Origin of the sequence: Exiguobacterium chiriqhucha RW-2, from assembly GCF_000416965.1 — a bacterium.
In the GTDB taxonomy this organism is placed as follows: Bacteria; Bacillota; Bacilli; order Exiguobacteriales; family Exiguobacteriaceae; genus Exiguobacterium; species Exiguobacterium chiriqhucha.
In genome coordinates, this window is the sequence record NZ_ATCL01000022.1 from 90,098 (window position 1) to 113,799 (window position 23,702).

19 protein-coding genes are annotated in these 23,702 nt (G+C 53.9%); 6 read left to right on the forward strand and 13 right to left on the reverse strand.

What is annotated here, in order from left to right:
- Nucleotides 1–10 precede the first annotated feature (10 nt).
- Entirely contained in the window at nt 11–337 is a 327-nt protein-coding gene (locus tag M467_RS30010; protein ID WP_021067925.1) for a hypothetical protein, read from the reverse strand.
- Between the two features lie 279 nt (nt 338–616).
- Complete coding sequence (gene rluF, locus M467_RS30015) at nt 617–1,327, reverse strand: 23S rRNA pseudouridine(2604) synthase RluF (RefSeq protein ID WP_021067926.1); 711 nt, start codon at nt 1,325–1,327, stop codon at nt 617–619.
- A 96-nt stretch (nt 1,328–1,423) separates the two neighbouring features.
- Between rluF and M467_RS30020 the strand changes: the two genes are divergently transcribed.
- Entirely contained in the window at nt 1,424–2,233 is an 810-nt protein-coding gene (locus tag M467_RS30020) for a hypothetical protein (RefSeq protein ID WP_021067927.1), read from the forward strand.
- Here M467_RS30020 and M467_RS30025 read toward each other — a convergent pair.
- The gene (locus M467_RS30025) at nt 2,221–2,880 is read right to left on the reverse strand and encodes a C39 family peptidase (protein WP_021067928.1); all 660 of its coding nucleotides are present in this window, start codon (nt 2,878–2,880) and stop codon (nt 2,221–2,223) included. The genes M467_RS30020 and M467_RS30025 overlap by 13 nt on opposite strands.
- A 72-nt stretch (nt 2,881–2,952) precedes the next feature.
- Complete coding sequence (locus M467_RS30030; protein WP_021067929.1) at nt 2,953–4,329, reverse strand: YjiH family protein; 1,377 nt, start codon at nt 4,327–4,329, stop codon at nt 2,953–2,955.
- Between the two features lie 273 nt (nt 4,330–4,602).
- Here M467_RS30030 and M467_RS30035 point away from each other — a divergent pair, with 273 nt between their 5' ends.
- The gene (locus tag M467_RS30035) at nt 4,603–5,595 is read left to right on the forward strand and encodes an LLM class flavin-dependent oxidoreductase (RefSeq protein ID WP_031200414.1); all 993 of its coding nucleotides are present in this window, start codon (nt 4,603–4,605) and stop codon (nt 5,593–5,595) included.
- 43 nt (nt 5,596–5,638) lie between these two features.
- Here M467_RS30035 and M467_RS30040 read toward each other — a convergent pair whose 3' ends face one another.
- Nucleotides 5,639–5,950, reverse strand: coding sequence for a hypothetical protein (locus M467_RS30040; protein WP_021067931.1), 312 nt, complete (start codon nt 5,948–5,950; stop codon nt 5,639–5,641).
- Nucleotides 5,951–6,103: 153 nt separating this feature from the next.
- On the opposite strand from M467_RS30040, the gene M467_RS30045 reads away from it, so the two are divergent.
- Genes M467_RS30045 through M467_RS30055 form a run of 4 tightly spaced genes read left to right on the forward strand, consistent with a single transcriptional unit; the run spans nt 6,104 to nt 11,343 of the window.
- A complete protein-coding gene (locus tag M467_RS30045) occupies nt 6,104–9,286 on the forward strand; it encodes a bifunctional diguanylate cyclase/phosphodiesterase (RefSeq protein ID WP_021067932.1) in 3,183 nt (1,060 codons plus the stop codon).
- Between the two features lie 14 nt (nt 9,287–9,300).
- The gene (locus M467_RS31520; RefSeq protein ID WP_021067933.1) at nt 9,301–10,059 is read left to right on the forward strand and encodes a P-loop NTPase family protein; all 759 of its coding nucleotides are present in this window, start codon (nt 9,301–9,303) and stop codon (nt 10,057–10,059) included.
- Nucleotides 10,046–10,906 carry an MBL fold metallo-hydrolase gene (locus M467_RS30050; RefSeq protein ID WP_021067934.1) on the forward strand — a complete coding sequence of 287 codons (861 nt, stop codon included), beginning with the start codon at nt 10,046–10,048 and terminating at the stop codon, nt 10,904–10,906. Before M467_RS31520 ends, M467_RS30050 begins: the two co-directional genes overlap by 14 nt.
- Nucleotides 10,906–11,343, forward strand: a complete 438-nt coding sequence (locus tag M467_RS30055) for a GNAT family N-acetyltransferase (protein ID WP_021067935.1) — start codon at nt 10,906–10,908, stop codon at nt 11,341–11,343. Before M467_RS30050 ends, M467_RS30055 begins: the two co-directional genes overlap by 1 nt.
- A 30-nt stretch (nt 11,344–11,373) precedes the next feature.
- Here M467_RS30055 and guaC read toward each other — a convergent pair whose 3' ends face one another.
- The 8 genes from guaC to M467_RS30095 form a co-directional block, all read right to left on the reverse strand.
- On the reverse strand, nt 11,374–12,357 hold the full coding sequence (guaC, locus tag M467_RS30060) for a GMP reductase (protein WP_021067936.1): 984 nt from the start codon (nt 12,355–12,357) through the stop codon (nt 11,374–11,376).
- 200 nt (nt 12,358–12,557) lie between these two features.
- Complete coding sequence (locus M467_RS30065) at nt 12,558–14,615, reverse strand: PAS domain S-box protein (protein WP_021067937.1); 2,058 nt, start codon at nt 14,613–14,615, stop codon at nt 12,558–12,560.
- Between the two features lie 110 nt (nt 14,616–14,725).
- A complete protein-coding gene (locus tag M467_RS30070; RefSeq protein ID WP_021067938.1) occupies nt 14,726–15,910 on the reverse strand; it encodes an MFS transporter in 1,185 nt (394 codons plus the stop codon).
- A gap of 138 nt (nt 15,911–16,048) precedes the next feature.
- The gene (locus M467_RS30075; RefSeq protein ID WP_021067939.1) at nt 16,049–17,302 is read right to left on the reverse strand and encodes an MFS transporter; all 1,254 of its coding nucleotides are present in this window, start codon (nt 17,300–17,302) and stop codon (nt 16,049–16,051) included.
- Nucleotides 17,303–17,422: 120 nt separating this feature from the next.
- Nucleotides 17,423–19,432 (reverse strand): catalase, encoded by a 2,010-nt coding sequence (locus M467_RS30080; protein WP_021067940.1) that lies wholly within the window; start codon nt 19,430–19,432, stop codon nt 17,423–17,425.
- A 109-nt stretch (nt 19,433–19,541) separates the two neighbouring features.
- A complete protein-coding gene (locus M467_RS30085; RefSeq protein WP_021067941.1) occupies nt 19,542–21,626 on the reverse strand; it encodes a heparinase II/III family protein in 2,085 nt (694 codons plus the stop codon).
- Nucleotides 21,627–21,736: 110 nt separating this feature from the next.
- Nucleotides 21,737–22,399, reverse strand: coding sequence for a hypothetical protein (locus M467_RS30090; RefSeq protein WP_021067942.1), 663 nt, complete (start codon nt 22,397–22,399; stop codon nt 21,737–21,739).
- 50 nt (nt 22,400–22,449) lie between these two features.
- Nucleotides 22,450–23,655 (reverse strand): NAD(P)/FAD-dependent oxidoreductase, encoded by a 1,206-nt coding sequence (locus tag M467_RS30095; protein ID WP_021067943.1) that lies wholly within the window; start codon nt 23,653–23,655, stop codon nt 22,450–22,452.
- Between the last annotated feature and the right edge of the window lie 47 nt (nt 23,656–23,702).

Genomic DNA, 23,702 nt, shown 5'->3' on the forward strand with positions numbered 1-23,702 from the left:
GTTTTGTCTTCTATTCGAGGATGCCGAGGAGCTCCATGACGAGTAGGACGAACAGTCCGGAGCCGAGGACGGCCGCGAAGAAGACGAGCACGGCGTACTCTTTTTGTTTCAAGATGGCCCACCATCCGGTCACGAATGCTCCGAGGCCGAGGACGGAGAACGTGGTCATATAGCTGAGCCGAAGCATGTTCGCGGCGTTGTCGCTCCAAAGCGTCGAATGAAAGGTCGTATCGAAGTTATCGAGCAGGAGGAACGGCACGTACATGGCCAGGAACAAGCCGATGAGGATGATCGACCACTTGCCGACCGAGGTGCGAGGAAACAAGGCGCCATTCATGACGATTCACCTCTTTTCGTTGCGAGATCATCTGTATAGAACTATTCCCGTTTTGGCGAAAAGTTGACGGATTTCGTGGAAACGACATGATATAGTCGAAATGAGAGAGCGAGGGATGGCGATGGTCAAGGCGGGAACGCAGCTTTCAAGTTCAAGACGACGATGGGGCAACTCGATGACTTATGCGCCCAACTCAAATGCTTTATCCGACGAGAGACCGACCATGTCGCATCGCTCTATGAACGATGACAAGCCCAGACAAAAGCGTCTGGGCTTGTTTTAATACCATTCTTTCGGTTCGTAATTCAATTCGCGGAACAACTGCTCGCGCTCTTTCTTCGACAGGTCGCGCCATTGTCCGGGCGGGAGCTTGCCGAGCGTGATGTTCATGACACGTACGCGCTGAAGACGGTACACCTCGTAGCCGAGCGCTTCACACATGCGACGGATTTGGCGGTTGAGTCCTTGCGTCAGCGTGATGTTGAAATCGAACTTCGACAGTTGGTGGACTTTACACGGCAACGTCTTCTGGCCGAGGATTTTGACGCCGGCTTCCATCTGTTCGACGAACTCCGGGGTAATTGGCTTATCGACCGAGACGATGTATTCTTTCTCGTGCTCGCCCTCGGCGCGAAGGATTTCGTTGACGATATCACCGTCGTTCGTCATCAAGATGAGCCCTTCCGAGTCTTTATCGAGACGGCCGATATTGAAGATGCGTAGCGGGTGGTTGACGAGGTCGACCAAGTTGCCCTTGACCTTCTTCTCGGTCGTGCTCGTGATCCCGACCGGTTTATGGACGGCGATATAGACGTTGTTTCGTGCGACGCGGGCGGCCGAACCGTTGACGAGCACTTCGTCTCCTGGGTTCACTTGGTCGCCGATTTTCGCTTTCTTCCCGTTGATGGTGACCCGTCCTTCTTCGACGAGACGGTCGGCTTGGCGGCGGGACGCCTTGCCGGATTCACTGATGAATTTGTTGATACGCATAGATCCACGTCCTTTTTTTGGCTTCGTCCTCTCACTATAACGTATTTTACATGTGCCTGAAAGCGGGAAACGACCGAGTAGAGAGGATGTGGCACGATGGATCAGGCACGTGTGCTATTGCAAGACGCAATTCGATTTCAACAAGCGCTCATGACGTCGTCGTTTCAGGCGGAACTGATTGATGGCGCCTCGCCGGTCTTATGGTATGGACGCCCGACGCAGCAACAGTGGCTCACCGTCGGGACGAACCCGTCGCGCGGCGAATTTTATGAACAGGACGGCACCGTCAGAAGTGGGGAATCGCAAAAGTTCTATTGGCGTGACGAATCACTCGATACCTACTTGCAAGATGAAAGTGCGCTCGAAGCGACGCTTGACTATGCTGCGACTTACTTTGAGGGCGGACGGGCGACGACGAGTTGGTTCGGCAAACCGGGCGGGGCGAAGCTCGAGGCTCTGCTTGAAGGCATGGGACGCTCATTCTACGATGGGTCGGCGCTCCATATCGACTTCTTCAAATATGCGACGTCGCGTCAGATGGGCCAATTGCGGACGGGACGCCAGTGGATGGAGCACCCAACATCGCTCGATTTGCTCGAACGGACGATTCGTTATGTGACCCCGTCCCGTTTGATCGTCCTGGGGCGGGATAACTGTGCGGCATTTACTGGGTTCACGCACAGTGAACGGCTCGACGCGTATCCAAGTGCCTGGTTCGAGCTCGGTTATCATGCGACGCTCCATGTCCCGATGGTCGGACTGCATTTCAAACCATCCGAAGTGTTCGTCGGTCTCGGGAACGGTCGAGACGCGTTCGGGCTCCACCATGGCTCGTATGCGAAACGGGAGCATCTGATGCAAATCGGGGCGGCCATCGAAGCGAGCGCTCGTCGTTATTTTGGCTGAACGTCAAGCTTTGGCGGCTGAACGCGTGTGATACTGCCCCAAAAGTTGAACTCGTTGAAATCGATATAGCGGATGTCGCGGGAGCGGTTATCGAGCACCTCGAGCAAGATGACGTCGGGAAAGCCTGGCTTGTGGAAGATGATGTACCCGATTCCGGTCACGGAGTGATTTTTATAAAATCCGTTCGCCATATTCAAGATGAAGGGGCGGTCGGCCGCGAGTTCGCGCTCGAATGTCGACCATTTCCATAAATAACGTGAGCTGCTGTTCCCTTTGTAGCCGTAATGGGCCCATAGTTTCGTGACGATCGTGCTGATTCGAGTCGGCGGTGTGCCTTTCTCGTCTTTGAACTGATGAGTGAGCGCAATCTCACGCGCGTCTCGTTGAATCTCGATTACGTCCTCTGGGATGCGCTCATAGCCAAGGTCATGGTAATAGCGGAAAATGGCCGTCATCGAGGTGAGTGTACAATTGTTCTTGCCCCCGTTGAACGCTTTTTGAAGCAACACTGGAACCCCGCTGATGCGCTTCTCGCTCTTGACCGTCCAATGGCCGTGATAGCGGTCGTTCACGTAGGCCTCAGGGTCGATGATTCCAGCGTAGCCTTTCTTCGCTACTTCGAGCTGTCCGGCATAATGTTCGTCCATGACGCACCTCCCTTTTTCTTTATTATACAAACAACGCCCGTCCTCTGGAATGAGAGAACGGGCGTGTCGTCGTCAAAAGATGAGATGGGCGATCCCGACGATAATCGGTAACGTGATGATCGTCCGCAACAAGAAGATGAGAACGAGATCGAAGAACGAGATTGGCAATTTTGAGCCGAGCAACAATCCACCGACCTCAGACATGAAGATGAGCTGGGTGACGGACACACAGGCGATGACGAATCGCGTCAACTCGCTCTCGATACCGCTACCGAGCACGGCCGGCAAGAACATATCGGCGAACCCGACGACCATCGTCTGGGCCGCGGCCTCTGCTTCGGGCACTTGCAACAGCATGAGAATCGGTTCGAACGGTTTGCCGAGAATCGTGAACAATGACGTGTGCTCGGCGATGACGAGCGCAATCGTTCCGACGGCCATGACGACCGGCAAAATGCCGAGCCACATGTCGAGCACGTTTTGGAACCCGTCTTTGAACGTGGCGCCGGCGCCTTTACTCGATTTTGATTTGAGCAACGCTTGACGCAGTGCCCAGACGCGCATCGGGACGTTCGCCGGTACCGGCTCTTCCGGTTTCAATTCCGTCTTTTCATATGCCGTGTCGGGCTTACGGGACAACGGATAGATGCGCGGCATGATGAGCGCGGCGACGATACCAGACAAGATAATAGTTCCGTAATAATGCGGGAAGTAGGCGTCGAGTTTCATGTACGACAAGATGACGATTGTGAACGTGATCGAGACGACAGAGAACGTCGTGGCGATAATCGAGGCTTCCCGTTTCGTGTAGTAGCCTTCTTCATATTGTCTTGTCGTTAATAAAATTCCGATTGTGGCGTCCCCGACCCAAGACGCGAGCGCGTCAAGCGAGGCCCGACCCGGTAGACGGAACAGCGGGCGCATCACTTTGATGAGCATCGTACCGACGAACTCGAGCAATCCGAAGTTCAACAGGAGCGGCAATAACATCCCGGCGAACAAGAACGTCGCGAATAAAATCGGAATCAATTGATAAAGCAACAGGCCGCCCGTGAACTCGGACGTGATCGCCTCGGGCCCGATGACGAGTAACGTCATAAAGCCGGCGATGAAGCCGATGACGCGCATCACAAACCAAAACGGTGTGACGTTGAACAACGTGTTCAAATGAGGGCGCTCTAAGATGAACGCCGGTTTGACCGCATACGCGATGAGTGAGCCGACGACCGAGATGCCCATCATGATGACGGCAATCGTCGGTACGATGCCGCCGATCAAATCAATCAGCCAGTTCGATAAAAAGGCGACGGGAATGGTGAACCCGTCACCAGACGGGATTGGGACGATGAAGAATAGAATCCCGATTAACGATGGAATGATGAATTTCATGTAATCTGCTGACGTGAATCTGGGCCCGTCATGACCGGACCGGTTTGGTGTGTGATTCATTCAATTTACCCCTTTTCCCCGAAAGTGTAGTGTGCGCTTCACTGGCACGTCCCCATCGTGCGTTACGTGAATTGCTATGAAGGAATAGCTTCTTCTCGTTCATTATAGAGAAGTGAACATCCAGCAGGCAACAACCCGTTGTAATTTTCTGAAAAAAGAAAGCGTTCTCAAGAGCGAACTATTCGTATTCTCCGGCTCACTTTAGTATGATGACGGCGAGTCTTACAAAATCGAGATATTCACCATATATACTTTAGGAACGGAGCGATACAGATGAGATTAAGTGTATTGGATCAAGCGCCGGTGACATCCGGACATACGTCAGAACATGCGTTACAAAGTGCGGTCGAACTGGCCCAATTGGCAGAAGAGCTCGGCTATTACCGGATGTGGATGGCCGAACATCACGGCGGCATGTCGTTCGCCAGCTCGGCACCGGAAGTCGTCGCGGCTTATATTGCGGCCAAGACAGAACGAATTCGTCTTGGGTCAGGTGGCATCATGATGATGCACTATTCACCGCTCAAAATGGCCGAAGTATTCAAGACGCTCAGTGCGCTCGCACCGGGCCGCATCGACTTTGGAGTCGGGCGGGCACCGGGTGGAGACGCCAACGCCATTTACGCGATGTCGCAAGGGCAAAAACCGATGATGGACGGCCTGTATGAAAAACTCGGGACGACACTCCAACTCATCAACGATGAGGCGCCGGAAGAACGATGGTATAAGAATACGCCGGCAGCGCCGACGGGGGTGAAGCTCCCTGAGGCATGGCTCCTCGGGTCGAGCGGGAACAGCGCCATCCAAGCAGGACGGATGGGGCTCGGCTATTCCTTCGCTCAATTCTTCAATGGGGAACTGAGTGTCGCGGCGCTTGACGCGTATCGTCAGCACTTCACCCCGTCCACTTTCATGGAGAAGCCGGACATCAGCGTCACGTATCTCGTCACGACGGCCGAGACGGAAGAAGAGGCCGAGTATTTGGCACGTCCATCCGATCTATCGCGCCTGTTCTTGATGAAAGGCCAGCTCCGCCAATTGATGAGTCCGGAGGCAGCACACGACTATCCGCTCACCGAAATCGACAAGATTCAAATCGCCAACAACCGAAAAATCCATCTCGTCGGGACACCGAAGCAGATTGCGACGCAACTGCAGGAAGAATCAGCCCATTATGGATTTGATGAGGCGATGATTTGCAGCATCCAGCATACACAAGAGAGCCGCTTGAACGTCTATCGGTTGCTCGCCAAAGAACTTCTATGACGAACACTGCACCGGTCCTAACGGGGACCGGTGCAGTTTTTGATTAGAGGAACAGTTGCATGAGCACGAACAAAGCGACAAGCCCGCCAAGCGAGACGGTAAAGAAAACGGCGACCGAACGTTCGTGATTGCGTAAGATCGTATACACCCCCACGACGAACGCACCGAGTGCGGCGGCGATGGCCAACATCGATACGATAGCCGCCCACGTGTTGTCGAATAACGTGTCGAAGTTGAACGGTTGAGCGGATTGGACGATGAGAGCAGACACGAGTAAGAGCACGAACACCGCAAGCAACAAGAGGACCGACCATTTTCCGGGCCGTGTCTGTGGATAGACGTTTCGACTGAGCATGATGGTTCACCTCACTTTTGCGACTTTTACTTATCTATACCCGATTATTACCCGCTCGTTAAAAACGTCTTCCCCTTTTTTTAAACGGTTTCGTGAACAAGACCGGCTAAAACCACTAAACTAGAAGAAACGGAGATTGCCTGGAGGTACAGTATGCAGCAGATGAAGATCAATCCGCACTATTTGTTTGACGTATTCGTTCAATTATACCGGATGGTGTTTTTGATGGAAGTGACGCCTGAGGGATATCGGTACGCACGCGTCAGTGAACAGGGGAAACTGGCGTCCTCGCTCCCGGACGATGTGAGTGGCTTGTATTTACATGATATGTATGCGGTCGATGTCGCCAACGAGTTAATCGTGCATTATGACGAAGTCGTCGCGACGCGCGCACCGGTCTATTTCATGTCACAAATGAATATCGAGACCAATACGGCCCGTTTCGCGTCCTCCGTTCTCATGCCGCTCGAAGATGAGGCGGGTAACGTGCGCTATGTATTAGGGCTGACGACCGATTTGTCGGAAGAGGCAGAAATGAAGTTATTGAGTAGCATCGAGAACATCGATTATTTGACCGGGATGCCAAACTTGATGAAAGTGAAGCTCGAGCTTGAGAAGCTGTTCACGAAACAAGAAGGAGCGGAAGCGACGAGTGTCATGCGCTTGCACATCAATCGCTTTAAAATCATCTTATCTCTTCAAGGCGTGGAACAGTCCCATCGCCTGATTAAAGAAATGACGCGGCACTTATCGGACCTGTTGCCGAAAGGATCGATTATCGGACGCGTAGACGGGGAAGATTTTATCGCTGTGCTGCCCTACACCTCAATCGAGACGGCGACGATACATGGGGAACGATTGCTTGCGGCCATCGCAGCGTACACGTACCAAGTGGCCGAGACCGAGTTCGCTTTATCCGGTTGTCTCGGAATCAGCGCGGGGAGCGAGGACGCCGACCGGGTCATCATGAATGCGTCAACGGCGCTCCTCGAAGCAAGACAAGCGGGCAAGCAAATCATCAAAGTGTACGAAAAGGACGATTACGTCCAACATTATATCGATGAGATGACGATTGAGATGGAACTCATCAAGGGACTGAAAGCAGGTGAACTGAGCGTCGTCTATCAGCCGAAAGTTGGCTGTCAGGACGGGATGGTTCATTTTGAGGCGCTTGTGCGGTGGCATAGCGCGGCGCTCGGTAACGTCTCACCGGAAACGTTTATTAAGATTGCCGAGACGTCGCTCTTGATTGAAGACATTACCGGGTTCGTTTTCGACCGTGTCTGTCGTGACATGATGGAGCAACCGGAGCTGTTTGCAGGGCGACGTGTCGCGGTCAACGTATCCCCGGTGTTGTTTCGACAAGACTATATCAAACAGTTATTACAGGTGCTCGCGACATACGGGTTGAGACCAGAACAGTTCGAGTTTGAGATCACGGAACATACGCTCATGCAAGAACCGCTCCTTGGCATTCAGACGGTCGACTATTTGAAAACGAAAGGCTTTCGCGTGTTGATTGACGACTTCGGCGTCAGCTACTCTTCCCTCAATTACTTGAAGATGTTTGAGATTGACGGCATTAAAATCGACCGCTCATTCATCAGTCAATTAGATAAAGACAACGGCCTGAAAGAATATGAAATCGTCAAATTGATTGTCTCACTCGCTAAAAAATTGAATTTAGAGGTCACGGCCGAGGGGGTCGAGACGGAAGCACAGTATCGGGTGATGGAACAGCTCGGGTGTGATGAGATTCAGGGGTATTTCTTCAGTCGTCCGCTCCCGCTGAATGATCTCCAACAGGCACTCGATGCGCTCGTCTATCAACATGCGGCGCTACGGCAACTCGAGTTGGCCACGACTTCTCCGTCGACGGTACTTGATGAACAAGAAGCTGAGCGATTGAAGACGATTCTGCGCCTTGAGATTTTAAACACTCCGCGAGAGGAGCGCTATGATCGGATTACGCGACTTGTCGCGCGCACGCTGAACATGCCGGTCGCGCTCATCTCGATTTTGACGACAGACCAACAATGGTTCAAGTCCTGTGCGGGTCCCTTGCTTGAGAGCCCACACGTGGACCGGGAATGGACGCTGTGTGATCGAGTCGTGACTGGCCAATCGTCGGTTGTCATCGAGGATGTGCAGACGTCTGAGGCCGGGACAAACAATCCGTTGCTTGAAAACCTCGGTTTTTATGCCGGTGTTCCGCTCAGGACGCGAAGCGGACATGTCATCGGCACGCTTTGTGTGACGGACGAACGAGCTCGCACGTTTGACGAGGCAGCGTTGCAGTCGCTTGAAGATTTCGCGCGTTGGATCATGGCTGAAATCGAATTGACGGAACAGACACGGGCCCAGGCCCAACGTCAACAGACGCTCGAGTCACTTTATGAGGTGACGGCACTTCATGAACCGTTCGGCAATAAACTAAAACGGATTCAGACGGTGCTCCGCGGCTGGATCGGCTATTCCCATGCCGTCGTCTTCTCGACGGAGTCGAAACATCGCGTCTTATCCGAGGACGGGGAAGGCAAGCTCGACTGGACGAGTGATGCCCTGCAACAACTTCATGCTTTGACGACAATCGGGCACCAAAAATTAGGTCGTGCCGAACTTGTGATCGATGGAATCGAGTTTAGCTCGATGATCAGTCTGCCGTTGTCCAATGATGGCAAGACGTTCGGTTGGGTCGTGTTCTTGGCCGAACAGGGCAGCTTGAACGACGTCGTCGACGCAGCGACGATCAACGAGATGACGGATACGATATTGCTCGTGACCCGGTGGATGGAGAACGAGATTCGGCGCGAACGTAAGCATCAGGAAGTCATCGAACTCATCACCCAAGACAGTTTGACGAAACTGGCGAACCGGCACTCGTTCATGACCGACATGAGACAAAAGATGAATCGGAAGCAGTCGGTCGTGCTGTTGTTCATCGATTTGGATGATTTTAAACAAGTAAACGATTCCTACGGTCATCTGATCGGGGACGAAGTGCTCATCGAGACGGCACGACGGATTCGCTCGTTCAGTCAAACGTATGACGGGAAGGCGTATCGCTTCGCAGGCGACGAGTTTTTAATCGTCATCGATGCGGAACGAGAAATAGTTGGAGCAGACCGATTTGAGGAGTTGAATCTTATCATTTCCCAGGAAATGAACGTCGGAGATGGCTTGTCCTTGCGGTTGTCGGCCAGCATAGGCGTCGCTTGTTCGAAAGACCACGCTTCGCTCGATGCGATGATTCATCACTCGGATGCGGCGATGTACGTCGCTAAAAATTGCGGTGGGGATGGGTATTACGTGTACGACTCCCATCAAGAAAATTGATACGGAGGTATCATATGAGCAAATTATGGCTGATTGAAGGATTACCAGGGAGCGGGAAGACGACGTTCGCGAAAACACTCGCTGCGACACCAGGCTATACGTTTTATTCGGAAATCGATGCGTCACATCCGGTCGATGTTCATGACGTCTATTGGGTCGAAGCAGACGGTATGACGGAAGGCGAGGTCATCGATCAAGATGGGACAGGTCGATTCATACGATACCGTCCGAACGAACGTCGTTCTGGAGTCGACGTCTATGAGCTGCCGTTCGATATACATGTTGAACTGATGGTCGGCCGTTGGCGTCGTTTCGTGGAGCGGGTCAAAGGAGAGGACGGTACGTACGTATTCGAATGTGCCTTCCTGCAAAATCCGTACACAATCGGCATGGTGGCCCAAGACGTCCCGAACGAGCAGATTGAAGCCTACATCGAGACGGTGGCAGATTTACTGGCCCCGCTCGACCCGACCGTCGTCTATTTAGAGACGGTCGACGTTCCGACCGTGTTTCGCGATGTCTATGCGGAACGGCCGACAGAGTGGCAACGTGGTTTCGTCGAGTATTACACGACTCGCGCTTACGCTCAGGCAAACGGATTGGGCGGGATTGAAGGGACGATTCAACTGTTGAAAGACCGGCAACGGCGTGAATTGAGCTTGTTAGAGCGTTTGCCGGTCCGGACGATTCGCCTCGTCAATGACGAACGGGGGGCGTTCGAAGCGTTCGACGCATTACGGAGTAGAGAGGAGGCCGATCATGCAGACACTTAAGCAGCATTCGGACAGATTTTGGTATATGGACCCGGTCGCGGAGACCGACCGTCCCATCTTAGGGGCCGTCGTCGGCGACACCCATACGCTCATGATTGATGCGGGGAACTCTGAGGCGCACACGAATTTGTTTCTAGACGCCTTGACCGAGCGGGGCATCAAACGACCGTCAATCGTCACGTTGACGCATTGGCATTGGGATCATATCTTTGGATTGTCGGCGCTGACCGACATTGTCTCCGTCGCAAGCACGGCGACAAAAGCCGGGATGGAACGGTTGCTGCCCTATGCGTGGGACGATGCTTCCTTAGCCGACCGGGTCGAAGACGGACGCGAGATTGCGTTTTGTGCGGAAGCAATCAAACTCGAATATGGTGCGGAGCGGTCGATGCGCGTCGTCTTACCGACGCTGACGTTCGATGATACGCTCACCCTCGACCTCGGCGGGGTACACGTCATTCTGAAGCACGTTGGTGGAGATCACGCTGCTGATGCGGTCGTAGCTTACGTGCCAGAGGAAAAGGTGCTGTTTTTAGGGGATGCCCTCTATGCGAACTTGTACGCGCCGTCTTGGAGGATGACCCCGACCCGGACATTGCGTCTTTTAGATGTACTCGATCAGTTCGAGGCCGAGGCGTACGTCTGGTCGCATGGCCAAGTCGTGACCCGTCCCGAATATGAGAAAGACCGAGACATTTTACGCCATTTGGCCCGAATCACTCTCGATTTCCCAGGAAATAAAGAGGCGATAACCGCTCAATACGAACGTCTGACAGGTCGGACCGTCGACGAAGAAGCACAAGAGCTGATTTCGTTCTTCGTGAACGGTTCGAGCGAGGAAGCGTGATGGACATCAAACGAATTCATGATGAGGACGAAGCGTTTCAACAATTTTTGACGAGTCGATTGCGGATATTCAATGACGCTCATTCGGTACACCATCGCGAGATCCGCAACGCCGACGTCCCGGTCGTTCAGTTGAAAGTGGAACAGGACGGGGACGTGATCGCTGGGTTGTTCGGGAGCGTCTATTGGGGCTGGTTCGACTTGGACCGACTCTGGGTCGCGTCAGAACATGCGGGGACCGGCCTAGGGAGCCGTCTGCTCGAGGAAGGGGAACGGTTGGCCCACGAACTCGGGGCGACGCGCGTCAAGTTGACGACGTTCTCGTTTCAAGCGAAAACGTTTTACGAGCGCTTCGGCTATCAAGTCGCCGGCGTGCTCCATGATTATCCGCCGGGATCGGACTACTATATGATGACGAAGCAACTGACAACTGATTGAAAAAAGGCGACTCGCGCGAGTCGCCTTTTTTCAATATACTTTATCCCCGTTAAAGATTGAGTTTTTCACCATGACGTAATCGACGGTGCGCAATGCATCGAGATTGTCCCCACCCGAGTAAGAGATGGCCGATTGGAGGTCTTGCTCCATCTCGGTCAACGTGTCCTGGAGCGCCCCTTTATGCTCAACGAACACTTTCTTGCCTTCGACGTTTTTCCGTTCCCCTTTTTGGAATTCAGAAGCCGACCCGAAGTATTCTTTGAGCAACTTCCCGTCCTGTTCGAACGTCTCACCCGGAGACTCGTCGTGTCCGGCAAACAGCGAACCGATCATGACCATCGATGCCCCGAAGCGAATCGATTTGGCGATGTCGCCATGTGTCCGGATGCCCCCATCCGCGATAATCGGTTTTGTCGCCGCCTTGGCACACCAACGGAGCGCGGCGAGTTGCCACCCGCCCGTGCCGAAGCCCGTCTTGATTTTTGTGATACATACTTTCCCTGGCCCGATGCCGACCTTCGTCGCATCTGCCCCGGCATGTTCGAGTTCTCGGACCGCTTCTGGTGTCCCGACGTTACCAGCGATCACGAACGAGCTTGGAAGATGGTGTTTGATATGTTGAATCATCCGGATGACCGCATTCGAGTGGCCATGCGCGATATCAATCGTAATGAATTCCGGCGTATGTCCGGCTTCCGCGAGCATCTCGACGAAACGATATTCGTCCTCTTTCACACCGACGCTAATCGATGCATACAAGCCACGCCCATGCATGTCCTCGATGAATTGGAGTCGCGTCTCTGGGTTGAAGCGATGCATGATATAGAAATAGCCGTTCTCGGCAAGCGACCGAGCGACGTTCTCATCGATGATGGTCTGCATATTGGCTGGAACGACCGGCAGACGGAACGTGAAGCCGCCGAGCGTCACGCTCGCATCACATTCAGATCTGCTGTCGACGACACATTTTGCGGGAATTAATTGAATATCTTCATAATCAAATACTTTATCCATGTTGTCACACCCCTATTTACGAACAATTTGGTTTGTTGAATGATAAATACTTCGCCCATTCGGTAATGTAACGTAAATTAGAGCATATGTCAAAGGGATATGGCGATAAAAGGCAAAAATTCTGGATGATTGCTGGTTAATCATCTCTAATGTTCGTGTTTAGGTGCTTTTTCTATGTTTCACGTGAAAAAAAAGACCGCTTAGGAGCGGTCTTCAAACAAAGCGTATTGATTGCGGCCGTTAGCTTTCGCCTGATATAAGGCCAAGTCGGCTCGTTTGAGCAACAGTTTTGTCGACATGCCCGGTCGGTACGGGGCCACGCCGACGCTAGAGGTCGTAACGAACGAATGGTCTTCAATCTGCCACGGGCGCTGAAGAGCGGTCACGAGTTTTTCGGCCACGCGTTTTGGCGCGTCAGCTTCCGTGTAGCGGATGAGTACCGAGAATTCGTCACCGCCAAAGCGGGCGACCACATCTTGATTTCGCAATACGTCGGTCAAACGAGTGGAGAATTGGCGCAACAACTCGTCGCCAATGTCATGGCCGAGCGTGTCGTTGATTTGTTTGAAACAATCGATATCGAGCGACAGGATGGCGAGTGACTCGTCTTCTTCCTCGAACCGGGCCAACGTCTCTTCTAAATAGGCGAGGAAATAGCGCCGATTCGGTAAGTCGGTCAACGTATCATGGTAAGCCAAATGCTTGAGCTGTTTTTCAAGCACTTTTCGCTTCATGATTTCACGCGTGACGGTCAAATAGTGAAGCAGTTGCCCCGTATCGTCATAAATCGCTTGAATCTTCGTTTCGAGCCAAATCCAACGACCATCTTGATGCAGATGACGGAATTCGAGGGTGAGCGGCTCGCTCGTCGCTGTCATCGTCCGGAGTTGTTGTCTCGCCGGTTCGACGTCATTCGGATGGATGAAGTCGAGCGTGTTCTTGCCCTCGTAGAACGACGGGGCATATCCGAGCACGGTTTGATGGGACGGCGAAGCGTAGCGGACTTGACCGTCACGCTCGAGGATACAGACAAGGTCGCTCATATTCTCTGTGATCAGACGATATTGCGTCTCGCTCTGGTGCAGGGCACGCTCCATCTCACGTTTCTCGGTCACGTCACGCAATAAGGTCATGACGGCGGTCGTTCCTTCGTAATCAATTAACAGGCTGCCGATGTCCATATGCAGTTTTCGACCGGCCGGCGTGACGAGCACGATCTCTGTATCTTGGACCGGATCGCCTTGGCGCAACGCCTGAAGGCGTGCCTTGGTCGTCTCATGATATTCCGTGGCGACGAACGTGAAAATCGATTCGCTCTCGATGTACGTCTCGCCAATCGTTTCTAGCGCCAAGGCGTTGGCGTATAGAATCACGCCGTCTTTATGAACGATGATCCCTTCAGGAATCGTCTCAATCAATTGGCGATACCTTCGCTCGCTCTCCTGAGTCGCCCGTTCGGCATTCTTCTCCGGGGTGTGGTCGATAATGATGGCGAACAGTCCCGTGATATGCCCCCCGACTTCAATCGGAATATTCAAGATGGCCAAATCGAGCCAGTTGCCCGTCTTTTGCGGAGCGGTCATGCCGTATTTGTGCGGCGTGCCAGACAAGGCAGAGCGGAGACCCTCATCGACAAGGGCCCGTTCTGACTCGGGCAACCATGACAAAAAAGACTCCCCCAACAAATCGGCTTCCTCGTAACCGGTAATCTGTGTGACGGCAGGATTGACCGATTGGACGCGAAACGCATCGTCGAGAACGAAGATTCCGTGCGGTGAATAGCGTTGGAGCGATTCGTGCTGATCTTTCAAGATAGACAACTCGAGTTCACGACGTTTCCGTTCCGTCACTTCCCGGACGACCGAGATGACGTGCGTGCAGGCACCCGCCTCATCGAAGACCGGCGTCACCTCGGACTCGTAGTAATAAACGGGTAAGTGAATCTCGTGTGAGACGACTGCTGTCGTATAAGATGGTTCGGCCAGGCGATAGTCCTCGAAGACGAGACTCTTTCGTTCTCGTACCGCCTCGTCATAATGGCGCGTGACGAGAGCGGCCGTCTCGGGTGGTACCATGTCCTCGACACGTTTCCCGATATCGGCCTCTGTCCAGCCGATCGCCTGTCTTCCCGGTTCGTTTACAAATACGTAGCGATAAGTTGAACCGTCCACTTCCATGAAGAAGACAAAATCAGAGATTTTGTCGAACGTACGGAGCAGGACGGAGGAATAGTGTTGGATGGTCTGGTCGGCGTGCATCATGTCCCTCATTTCAATCAAAAACTTTTCGGCGCGTCATTCTCATATTACCGTAAGTTGTGACAAAATGTGTGAACATTCAAAAAAAGACAGGACGATGAAAAGTCCTGTCAGGCAGCTTGTTTCATTTCGGTCCGCTCGCGGCGGCCGTTCATCAAGTAATAGAGGAACACGGTAAAGAAGACGACACCGGCAAGTAACAGATACAGTGTCGAGAAACCGGTCAACGGAATGAGCAAGCCGATAAAGTAAGGGCCGAACCCGAGTCCTGCGTCGAGGGCGATAAAGAACGTCGACGTGGCCATGCCCATCCGATGAGGGTCCGCCGCTTTCACGGCGATTGCCTGCGTACCGGACTGGATATTCCCGAAGCCGAGACCAATCAGCGCCCCGGCGAGTAACAGCATGACGGCGTTGTTCGCCTGGCTCAAGACGAGCATCCCGACGGCAAAGAGAACGATGGCCGGGTACATGACGATATTGGCGCCGCGCGCGTCCATCAGACGACCGGTGATCGGCCGTGAGATGAGGACGGCGATGGAGTAGACGAGGAAGAAAATACTCGCCGCTTCGACGAGGTCAAGCTCGCTTGCGTAAAAATTGATATAGGACAACACGCTCGAGTAGCTGAGAGCGGCGACGCCGATGATGAGCGCGATTGGTAACGCCTTCGGCTCGACGAATGCACTGAGCGAAAGCCCCCGGACGACTTGCGGGTTGTCAGATTCGGGCACCGTCACGAATAAGGCGCTACCGAGACTGATGAGACCGATGACGAAACAGGCGAGAAAGATGACCGAGAAGCTCGTGTATTGGCTCATCATCAAGCCGACGAACGGTCCGATGGCAGTGGCGAGCGTCGAACTCATGCTGTAGTAGCCGATGCCTTCGCCTTTTCGAGAGCCGGGAATGACTTGGGCGACAATCGTTCCGGTCGCCGTGCTCGACAGTCCCATCCCGAGACCGTGGACAAAGCGCGTAAACAGTAAGAAGCCGATGCCAAAGTCGAGGAAATAGAGCAAAATCGTAGCCGTGAAGAACGTCAGGCCGATCAGGAGCGTCTTGCGACGTCCAATCGAGTCGATCAAGCGCCCGATAAAGAGTCTCCCGACGAGGGTCCCGATAATGAAAATACCGGTAACAAGGCCGGCCTCGCTCGTCGAAGCCCCATATGCTGAGACGGCGTGGACGCCAATCGTCACCATCAATAAGAAAAAGATGAGTGTTAAGAAGAAGTTGACGAGAGAGATGATGAGGAAATCTTTCGTCCATAGTTTTTGTGCGGTCAGTTGCATCTGCAGCCCGCCTCCTTATCCGTTTGATTCTAAATAGTTAATAAACATAACTAAAGGAGTATATCAAACGAGAGAAAGTTTGTCAGAGTCAACGCATTTCCAGCAAAAAACCGATGCGCGTGCGCGCATCGGCAATCGTTAAGCGAGCTGACGTCGGTACCAGAGGACGAGAGGGACGAGAATGAGGGAGACGACCCCACCGAGGAGCGACAAGGTCAAATAACTCGACTGGGCAGCGATGACACCGGAAAGCATCCCGCCGGAAGCGCCGGATAGGGCAATCCATACATCGACTGAACCTTGCGTCTTCGCCCGTGTCTCGGTCGTCGTCGCATCGACGAGGATGGCCGTCCCGCTGATGAGCCCGAAATTCCAACCGATCCCGAGTAGGACGAGCCCGACGATTAAGAAGAACAAGGAATCCGCTGGGGCAAAAGCGGCGACGACACCGGCGAGAAACAATGTCACGCCCGAAGCAATCGCCATCACTTCACGGCCAATCCGATCGACGAGAATCCCGGTCACGAGAGAAGGCAAATACATGGCTCCAATGTGAAAGCCAATGACGAGACCGACCGCACCGAGTTCATGGCCGTGGTGGCGTATATGGACAGGAGTCATCGTCATGATGGCGACCATCACGATTTGGCTGAGGACCATGACGAACGCACCGACATACACGCCGCGGTGACTATGCGCAGCTTCGACCGGTTGTGCCGTCGAAGTGGCCTCCTTCCGTTTCGCCTCGATTGCGCGGGCGACGAGGAGCGGGTCAGGATTCAAAAAGACGAGTAAGATGAGACCTGCAAAGAGATAGGCCACACCTGCAAGCAAGAATGGTCCAGAGAGTGTCGGCAACCCGAGTCCGGCGGCAACACGTCCCATCGGTTCGACCAAGTTCGGACCGGCGACGGCCCCGAGCGTCGTTGAGACCATCGCGATGCTGACGGCCGTCGCCCGCTCGGTCGCATTCGCCAAATCTGTGCCGGCATAACGGGCCTGAAGGTTCGTCGCCGTGCCGGCCCCGTAAATCAGGAGCGAGAGAAATAAGAGCGGTACGCTCTCGAACGTCGCGGCAACAATGACACCGAATGCGCCGACCGCACCGGTCAAAAATCCTGTCGCCAGTCCGAAACGGCGTCCGACTCGTTGTGACATCAATCCAATCAAAAACGCAGCGGCAGCAGAGCCGAGCGTGAACAGGGCCGTCGGGACGCCTGCATAGGCATCGGTTCCGAGTAAATCACGTGCCAATAAAGCACCAACCGTAATCCCGGCGGCGAGACCGGCACCACCGAACACTTGCGAGAGCACGACGATGACTAAGGTTCGTTTATATAACTGTCTTTGGTGCTCGAGGCTTTCCACATATGTAGCCATCTCTTTTCGCATCCAGTCATTCCTCCTTTACGCTATATACCCCACCAAGTATATCGCTAGAGAGGAGGAGAGGGGAAGCACGTAAAAAGGATTCGACCCGTCGATTTGGGTCGAATCCTTGAACTGTTCACGTTAGGCGCGGTCCCAGAACCGGCCTTTCGCGATACCGTCGATAAACGTATCGAAGCCATCGAGACTATGTTGTTTGAACGTGTAGACGCCAGGCTGATCTGTCTTCACGCGGCAACGGTCGAGCACTTCATCATGATGCAGATGCAACGCGAGCGGTTTGAAGTGTTTATACGTGTTCTCGATGAACTCGAGCACGTCGTCTTCGACCGAGGTCGCGGTGCTGACGAGGAAAGCCGCATCGAACAGGCTCGAGTCGACCGTGTCGTACGTCTCTTTCACTTTAAGATCGCCGAGCGTATATGATTTCTTGCCGACGAGGCTGTAATTGACCTTATGATCGGCGAGCGCTTGCACCCACGCCTTCACTTGCGCGGCATCGACGTCTCCGGCCAAGAGGACGGCGACGCTCTTCGTGTCCGGCTTCGCAATCGTATTGGCCATGCTGAGCGCCGGTGAGGCCTTGTCCGAGACGACTTCATTGTTCTCGGCCGGGAGGTCGACACCAAGATTGTCGGCGACGACCGAGGCGAGATGACGGTCGATGCGATTCAACAAATCGACGGCGTTCGCTTTGACCATGTCCGATTCACATTTGCCGAGCTCGAAGCTGCAGGCGTCTTGGATGTGCTCTTTTTCAACGTCGGTCATGCTGTTATAAAACATCTTCGCTTGCGAATAGAAGTCGAGGAAGCTATCACTCCGGCCTCGAATCTTATGACCGTCGACTTTTTCTTGATAGTGCTCGAACCCGCCTTGATCGGCCGGGACGGGCTCGGGTTGATTGTTGTTGAGCGCATTTTTATGGTAGCTCGTCTGTCCTTTGTGGACGGCCATCTGATGCATGCCGTCGCGTTGGTTGTTATGGAACGGACAGACCGGCTTGTTGATCGGGATTTGATGGAAGTTCGGTCCCCCGAGACGTGACAGTTGTGTATCCGTGTACGAGAACAGACGACCTTGAAGGAGCGGGTCGTTCGAGAAGTCGATGCCCGGCACGAGGTGACCCGGGTGGAACGCGACTTGCTCGGTCTCGGCGAAGAAGTTGTCGACGTTGCGGTTGAGCATCATCTTCCCTACAAGTTTGACGGGCACATCTTCTTCCGGCCAAAGTTTCGTCGGATCGAGAATGTCGAAGTCGAACTTGAACTCGTCTTCTTCCGCGATGATTTGAAGCCCGAGCTCCCATTCTGGATAATCGCCTTTATCGATGGCCTCGTACAAGTCGACGCGGTGGAAGTCGGCGTTCTTACCGAGCGCTTTCTGCGCCTCGTCCCAAACTTGCGAATGGACGCCGAGTTTTGGTTTCCAATGGAACTTGACGAAATGCGCCTTGCCTTCCTTGTTGACGAGGCGGAACGTGTGTACACCGAACCCTTCCATCATGCGAAGGCTGCGCGGGATGCCCCGGTCGCTCATCGCCCACATGATCATATGGGCCGTCTCATGGTTCTGGCCGACGAAGTCCCAGAACGTGTCGTGGGCACTGCCGCCTTGAGGCACTTCCGTGTGCGGCTCCGGTTTCACGGCGTGGACGAGGTCAGGGAACTTGATGGCGTCTTGAATGAAGAAGACCGGCATGTTGTTCCCGACAAGGTCATAGTTGCCTTCGTCGGTATAGAACTTGGTCGCGAACCCGCGGACGTCGCGCACGGTGTCCCCAGACCCACGCGAACCTTGCACCGTCGAGAAACGAACGAACACCGGCGTCACTTTCGACGGGTCGTTCAAGAAGTCGGCTTTCGTATAGTCGGCGAGCGACTCATACACTTGAAACTCCCCGTGAGCCCCGACGCCGCGTGCGTGCACGATGCGCTCAGGAATCCGCTCGTGGTCGAAGTGCGTCATCTTCTCGCGGAAATGGAAATCCTCGATCAATGTCGGTCCCCGACGTCCGGCTTTGAGCGAGAACTCGTCCTCGGCCATCTTCAGCCCTTGGTTCGTCGTGAGCCCGGCTTGCTGCTCGTTATCAATCGTATGTTGTTTTAACTGCTCTTCTTTCTTGTTCCCCATGTTGTTGCCTCCCCTTTAAGTATGCGCACACGTCGTAAGCCACATTTTGGCCTACTTTACGAATGTTCCCTAACACTTCAAGAAAAAACCCCCATTTTTGAAATGGAGGTTAGCGTAACATCGATAAGGTTTTCGTCTTGCCGTCCGACAGTTTGTAGCGCACGACATAGTGGCGTGACGTCGTCTGGACCGTGACGGACGTGATTTTGGTTGTCTTCTCGCCGATATGAATCAGCGTCAAATACTCGACTTGCTTGCCACGCTTTGTCGTCACGACTTGATTGCGGCGTTGCCAGTCGTAGTCCCGATACGACACATAACTCGCACCGACGGCGACTTTCGGCGTCGTGCCGACCTCGAGTTGTAACAAATGGATCGAGCGGTTCTCGTTGTCTTTATACATGGCATGACGGCTGCCGCTCGAGACGCGATTCAAACCGGTCCCGAGATGGAATCGCTGGACGAACGAGGTCGTGGTCGGGCTGGTGATGTCATCGTATACGAGCACCGTCCCGTCGCGGTCGTAGGCGATACGACGCGTGTGCGTCATCCCGTTACCGAGCAGCCCGCTCGTTCCCGCGGCCGTCCATTGCGTCGACGCGGCACCGACCGATGTGATTTGGCTTCTCTGTAAGTTGTTCGTCGTCAAGTTAAAGCTCTTACCTGCCACATGGACGGTGTTGTGGGCCGCGGCCTGCATGACGACGCTGCGCTCGGGACGGTTCGTATAGGCGTAGCGTCCGCTCTCGACGAGGAAGTCGCGGCCATAGCCGTACAGGTCAATCGACAAATCGTCGGCGTGCTTATGGATGTTGCTATGATAGCCGGCCGTCATCATCACTTGGACTGCGTCCCGGAATGGACCAGAAGCCCCGCCCCAATGTTGACGGAAGAAGGCGTACTGGTTCGATAGCTTACCGACCCGTGTCGACGGTTGGGTTCCCGATTTCCCTTGTGTCATCGCGTAATTCAAGTGCGGATAGCGATTGATATACGGAATCGCGTCCGTGCGGTGCGTGATGGACGGGGTGTCGCCAAACATCGGCAGGGTCCCGTTCGGTTTCAACATATACGTCAGCGCGCTCGGCATATCTTTGACGTCACGCATCCGGCTCGATAGGGCGAAGCGGTTGGCGGCCGCCCAGTCGTTGAACCGGGCGAGCGTGTCGTACAGATAAATTTGATAGAACGGCGAGTGCTCGAGATGGACGCCGTCCGTGCTCAAGCTGTGGTTCAACTGCTGGGTGAGCCGGTTCATCGCGAGAGAGCGCCAGGCCGAGGAACGATAAAAGCTCCGATGTGTCTCTGCGACGGCGGTTAAGGCCATATCTTGGAACATGCCGTGATTGTTGTTCGGTTTATAAAAGCTTGGCGTCGCCAGCAGTGCCGCGTGTTCATACAGTGTCTTGGCGAACAGCTGCGAGAACGCCGGATCGGTGTTCACTGCGGACGAGCGGAATTCATTCCAGAAGTTGAGCAAATGGAACGTCCGGATGGCGGTGCCATGGTCGTGATACGGCCAACGGTAGCGTGTATAGTTCGCAGCCGGGTATTGCTTGGTCCAACTCGTGACGATTCGCTTCCCGTAGCGGAGATAATCGTCTCGTCCGGTGGCGGCATACGCTTGCGTCAACTGGTTCAACGTCGTGAAGTAATGGATTTGAAACTTGAATGACGTCGAATCGACCGCAGGGACGCTGACATCAAAACGGTATGTATCGATGTTCGGGACACGCAACTGATAGGGCGGGGACGGGATATACCAGTTCCCCTTCATGGCGGCGTCGGCCCGGGCGATGGCCGTCTTGGCGGTCAACTCATCGTAATAGTAAGGCGTCTGTCCCCGGGTGAGCGAGCGCATATACTCGTGCGTCAGCCGTGAGTAGGTCGAACCGGAAAACGTCGTCAGCGACAAGTTCGTCGCCACTAGTGTGACGGCTTGCTTTTTTACGTAGTAGATGGTTCTTCCGTCTTGAATCTTATAATAGTGACCGGACGTACTGAGCGCCTTGAACCGCTTTGCCGCGCGCAACGTTCCTTTCGGCTTGAGCGTCTTTCCGACAAATTGATAAAGCGTCGTGCCGGTAGGCGCACTCACCTCATAAGGTGAAATTGATGCGGCGTCGACCTGTCGCGGCGTCAAAGTGGCACCGATCATAACCAGAAGTAGGCATAAAAGCATCCATCGTTTCATAACGTCTTCCTTTCTCCGACCGTTCAACGGTTACATGTATACAATTAGTATACAATTATATATTTAGCCAAAGAAAGGAAAATTCGTACTATCTTTTTGGATGAATCAGGTTATAACGCGGCCCAGACACTCTGCTTCAAGACGATACGTTGGACCGTTTCGGGATTGAGATCATATTTCGTTGAAACGGTTCGGGTCACTTTCGCTTTCAAGTCAGGGTCGTCCGATTGCTCGGCCTCGTAGACGCGATTCCAGACTTGCCAGACGCGCGCTTCCTTGTCCGACAGTTGCGTGTCCCATTCTTTCTCTTTCAATTGCCAGCCGAACGACATCTCCTCATAGGCGCCGGGTTGGACCGTACTCGCCAGGCTCCAATCGCCTTCAGGGGCAAATACGGCTTCGCCGAGTGGTGATTCGGTACCGATATAGGCTTCGTGATCATAAAAACGGAGGAGGGCGGCTTGGAACGTATCACGCGCCGTCACCTCGTCCATGACATCCTGACTGATGGACTGGAGCGTCTCGACGTCAGGTTGTCCGTGGACCACGATGTCATACGTATAGCGGACGGCCTCGTCTTCTGTCACAGCTTGTCTCGTTTCAATCGTGTAGCGTTGCTCGTCGTCTGTTGCCTCTGCTTGCGTGACGGTTTCCTCTGGCGTTTCTTCGGCCGGCTCATGCGGCCAGACGTAGACGGTCAAGGCGATGGCAGGGATGAAGAGAAGACCGCGCCTCAGGCGATACACCCATTTTGGTTTTTGTTTTGTTGTCATTTCACTCACTCCAATGCGTATGTATAAAAAAATCCCCTGATGTCAGGGGATTAACGTGTCCGATCTAATCGTACGATTCGAGCATCTGGATTGTCGATGCCGCGGACCAACTCGCTCAAAATTTTAGAACCTAACATGCTGTAGACCGTGCCGTTGCCCCCATATCCGAGTAAATAGTAGAGGTTCGGACGGTCCGGATGTTCCCCGATAAAGGGTAGCTGGTCGATTGACTCACCGAACAGGGCCACCCAGGCGTATTCAACTGTCAAATCATACATCGGGAACAGAGCTTCGACTTCTTGGCGCAACCGCTCGGCCCGTTTTTGAATGAGTGCCTCGCTATGCGGGGTCTCTGCTTTTTCTTCATCGAGTCCGCCGGCGATGATGCGGCCGTCGACGGTCGTCCGTAAATAGAGGTACGGCCGTTTCGTTTCCCAAATGAGCGCCTGACCTTCCCACTCGTCGAAATCAGGGACGGGATTCGTCGCAATCGCATAAGAACGGTTGAGTTCGATCCGATGCGTGTCGAGGAGCGGGGCCGGACGATAGCCGGTCGCGAAGATGACGTGGCCCGCTTTGAACGTTCCTGTGGGAGTCAAGACGAGCCAGTCGTCTCCGTCGGCGACGACTTCTGTGACGTCCGTCTCTTCGAAGATGGGGACGTTTTGGGTCGACAAGTAGCGGACGACCTGACGGCTGAGCGTGAGCGGATTGACCTCGGCATCGCCGTTCGTAATCAAGCCGGCCGGTTTATCGAACGGATAGCGTTCTTGTAACGCCTCCCGGTCGAGCCATTCGGCCGCGAGTCCGTGTTTCGTCAGCATCTCATACTCTCGTTCCAATTTGGAGACATCCGCTTCGCTGCTGGCGAAGCAAAGACTGTCACGCCGGATATAGACGTCCTTGGCGTCGACTGTCCCGGCGACCTCGTCGAGCGCATCCACCGCCTCGGCACACAGTTGATAGAAGCGGACCGCGTCCTCTTCACCGATTTGTTCGGCCAGTTCGTGCAACATGATGTCGTTCGAGTATTGAATGAGCCCTGTGTTCGCGGCCGTACTCCCGGCTCCGACTTTCCCTTGGTCGATGACGGCGAAATCGACACCGTCCTTGTAAAGCGTATAGGCTGTCAGCGTTCCTGACATTCCCGCGCCGATGACGAGTACGTCGTAGCGCTCTTTCTTGATTGGTTTTTGTAAGACGATCTGTTCCGATTCTGTGGTCGGCCAATATAAGTTCCCGTTGTGCATCTCCATGACGTCATCCTCCGATAATCAGCATCTTCTACTTAATCCCCGAATTT

Coding starts and splice junctions, on each gene's coding strand:
- M467_RS30010 (WP_021067925.1), bottom strand. CDS start 337: ATGAATGGCGCCTTGTTTCCTCGCACCTCGGTCGGCAAGTGGTCGATC.
- rluF (WP_021067926.1), bottom strand. CDS start 1,327: ATGCGTATCAACAAATTCATCAGTGAATCCGGCAAGGCGTCCCGCCGC.
- M467_RS30020 (WP_021067927.1), top strand. CDS start 1,424: ATGGATCAGGCACGTGTGCTATTGCAAGACGCAATTCGATTTCAACAA.
- M467_RS30025 (WP_021067928.1), bottom strand. CDS start 2,880: ATGGACGAACATTATGCCGGACAGCTCGAAGTAGCGAAGAAAGGCTAC.
- M467_RS30030 (WP_021067929.1), bottom strand. CDS start 4,329: ATGAATCACACACCAAACCGGTCCGGTCATGACGGGCCCAGATTCACG.
- M467_RS30035 (WP_031200414.1), top strand. CDS start 4,603: ATGAGATTAAGTGTATTGGATCAAGCGCCGGTGACATCCGGACATACG.
- M467_RS30040 (WP_021067931.1), bottom strand. CDS start 5,950: ATGCTCAGTCGAAACGTCTATCCACAGACACGGCCCGGAAAATGGTCG.
- M467_RS30045 (WP_021067932.1), top strand. CDS start 6,104: ATGCAGCAGATGAAGATCAATCCGCACTATTTGTTTGACGTATTCGTT.
- M467_RS31520 (WP_021067933.1), top strand. CDS start 9,301: ATGAGCAAATTATGGCTGATTGAAGGATTACCAGGGAGCGGGAAGACG.
- M467_RS30050 (WP_021067934.1), top strand. CDS start 10,046: ATGCAGACACTTAAGCAGCATTCGGACAGATTTTGGTATATGGACCCG.
- M467_RS30055 (WP_021067935.1), top strand. CDS start 10,906: ATGGACATCAAACGAATTCATGATGAGGACGAAGCGTTTCAACAATTT.
- guaC (WP_021067936.1), bottom strand. CDS start 12,357: ATGGATAAAGTATTTGATTATGAAGATATTCAATTAATTCCCGCAAAA.
- M467_RS30065 (WP_021067937.1), bottom strand. CDS start 14,615: ATGCACGCCGACCAGACCATCCAACACTATTCCTCCGTCCTGCTCCGT.
- M467_RS30070 (WP_021067938.1), bottom strand. CDS start 15,910: ATGCAACTGACCGCACAAAAACTATGGACGAAAGATTTCCTCATCATC.
- M467_RS30075 (WP_021067939.1), bottom strand. CDS start 17,302: ATGCGAAAAGAGATGGCTACATATGTGGAAAGCCTCGAGCACCAAAGA.
- M467_RS30080 (WP_021067940.1), bottom strand. CDS start 19,432: ATGGGGAACAAGAAAGAAGAGCAGTTAAAACAACATACGATTGATAAC.
- M467_RS30085 (WP_021067941.1), bottom strand. CDS start 21,626: ATGAAACGATGGATGCTTTTATGCCTACTTCTGGTTATGATCGGTGCC.
- M467_RS30090 (WP_021067942.1), bottom strand. CDS start 22,399: ATGACAACAAAACAAAAACCAAAATGGGTGTATCGCCTGAGGCGCGGT.
- M467_RS30095 (WP_021067943.1), bottom strand. CDS start 23,655: ATGGAGATGCACAACGGGAACTTATATTGGCCGACCACAGAATCGGAA.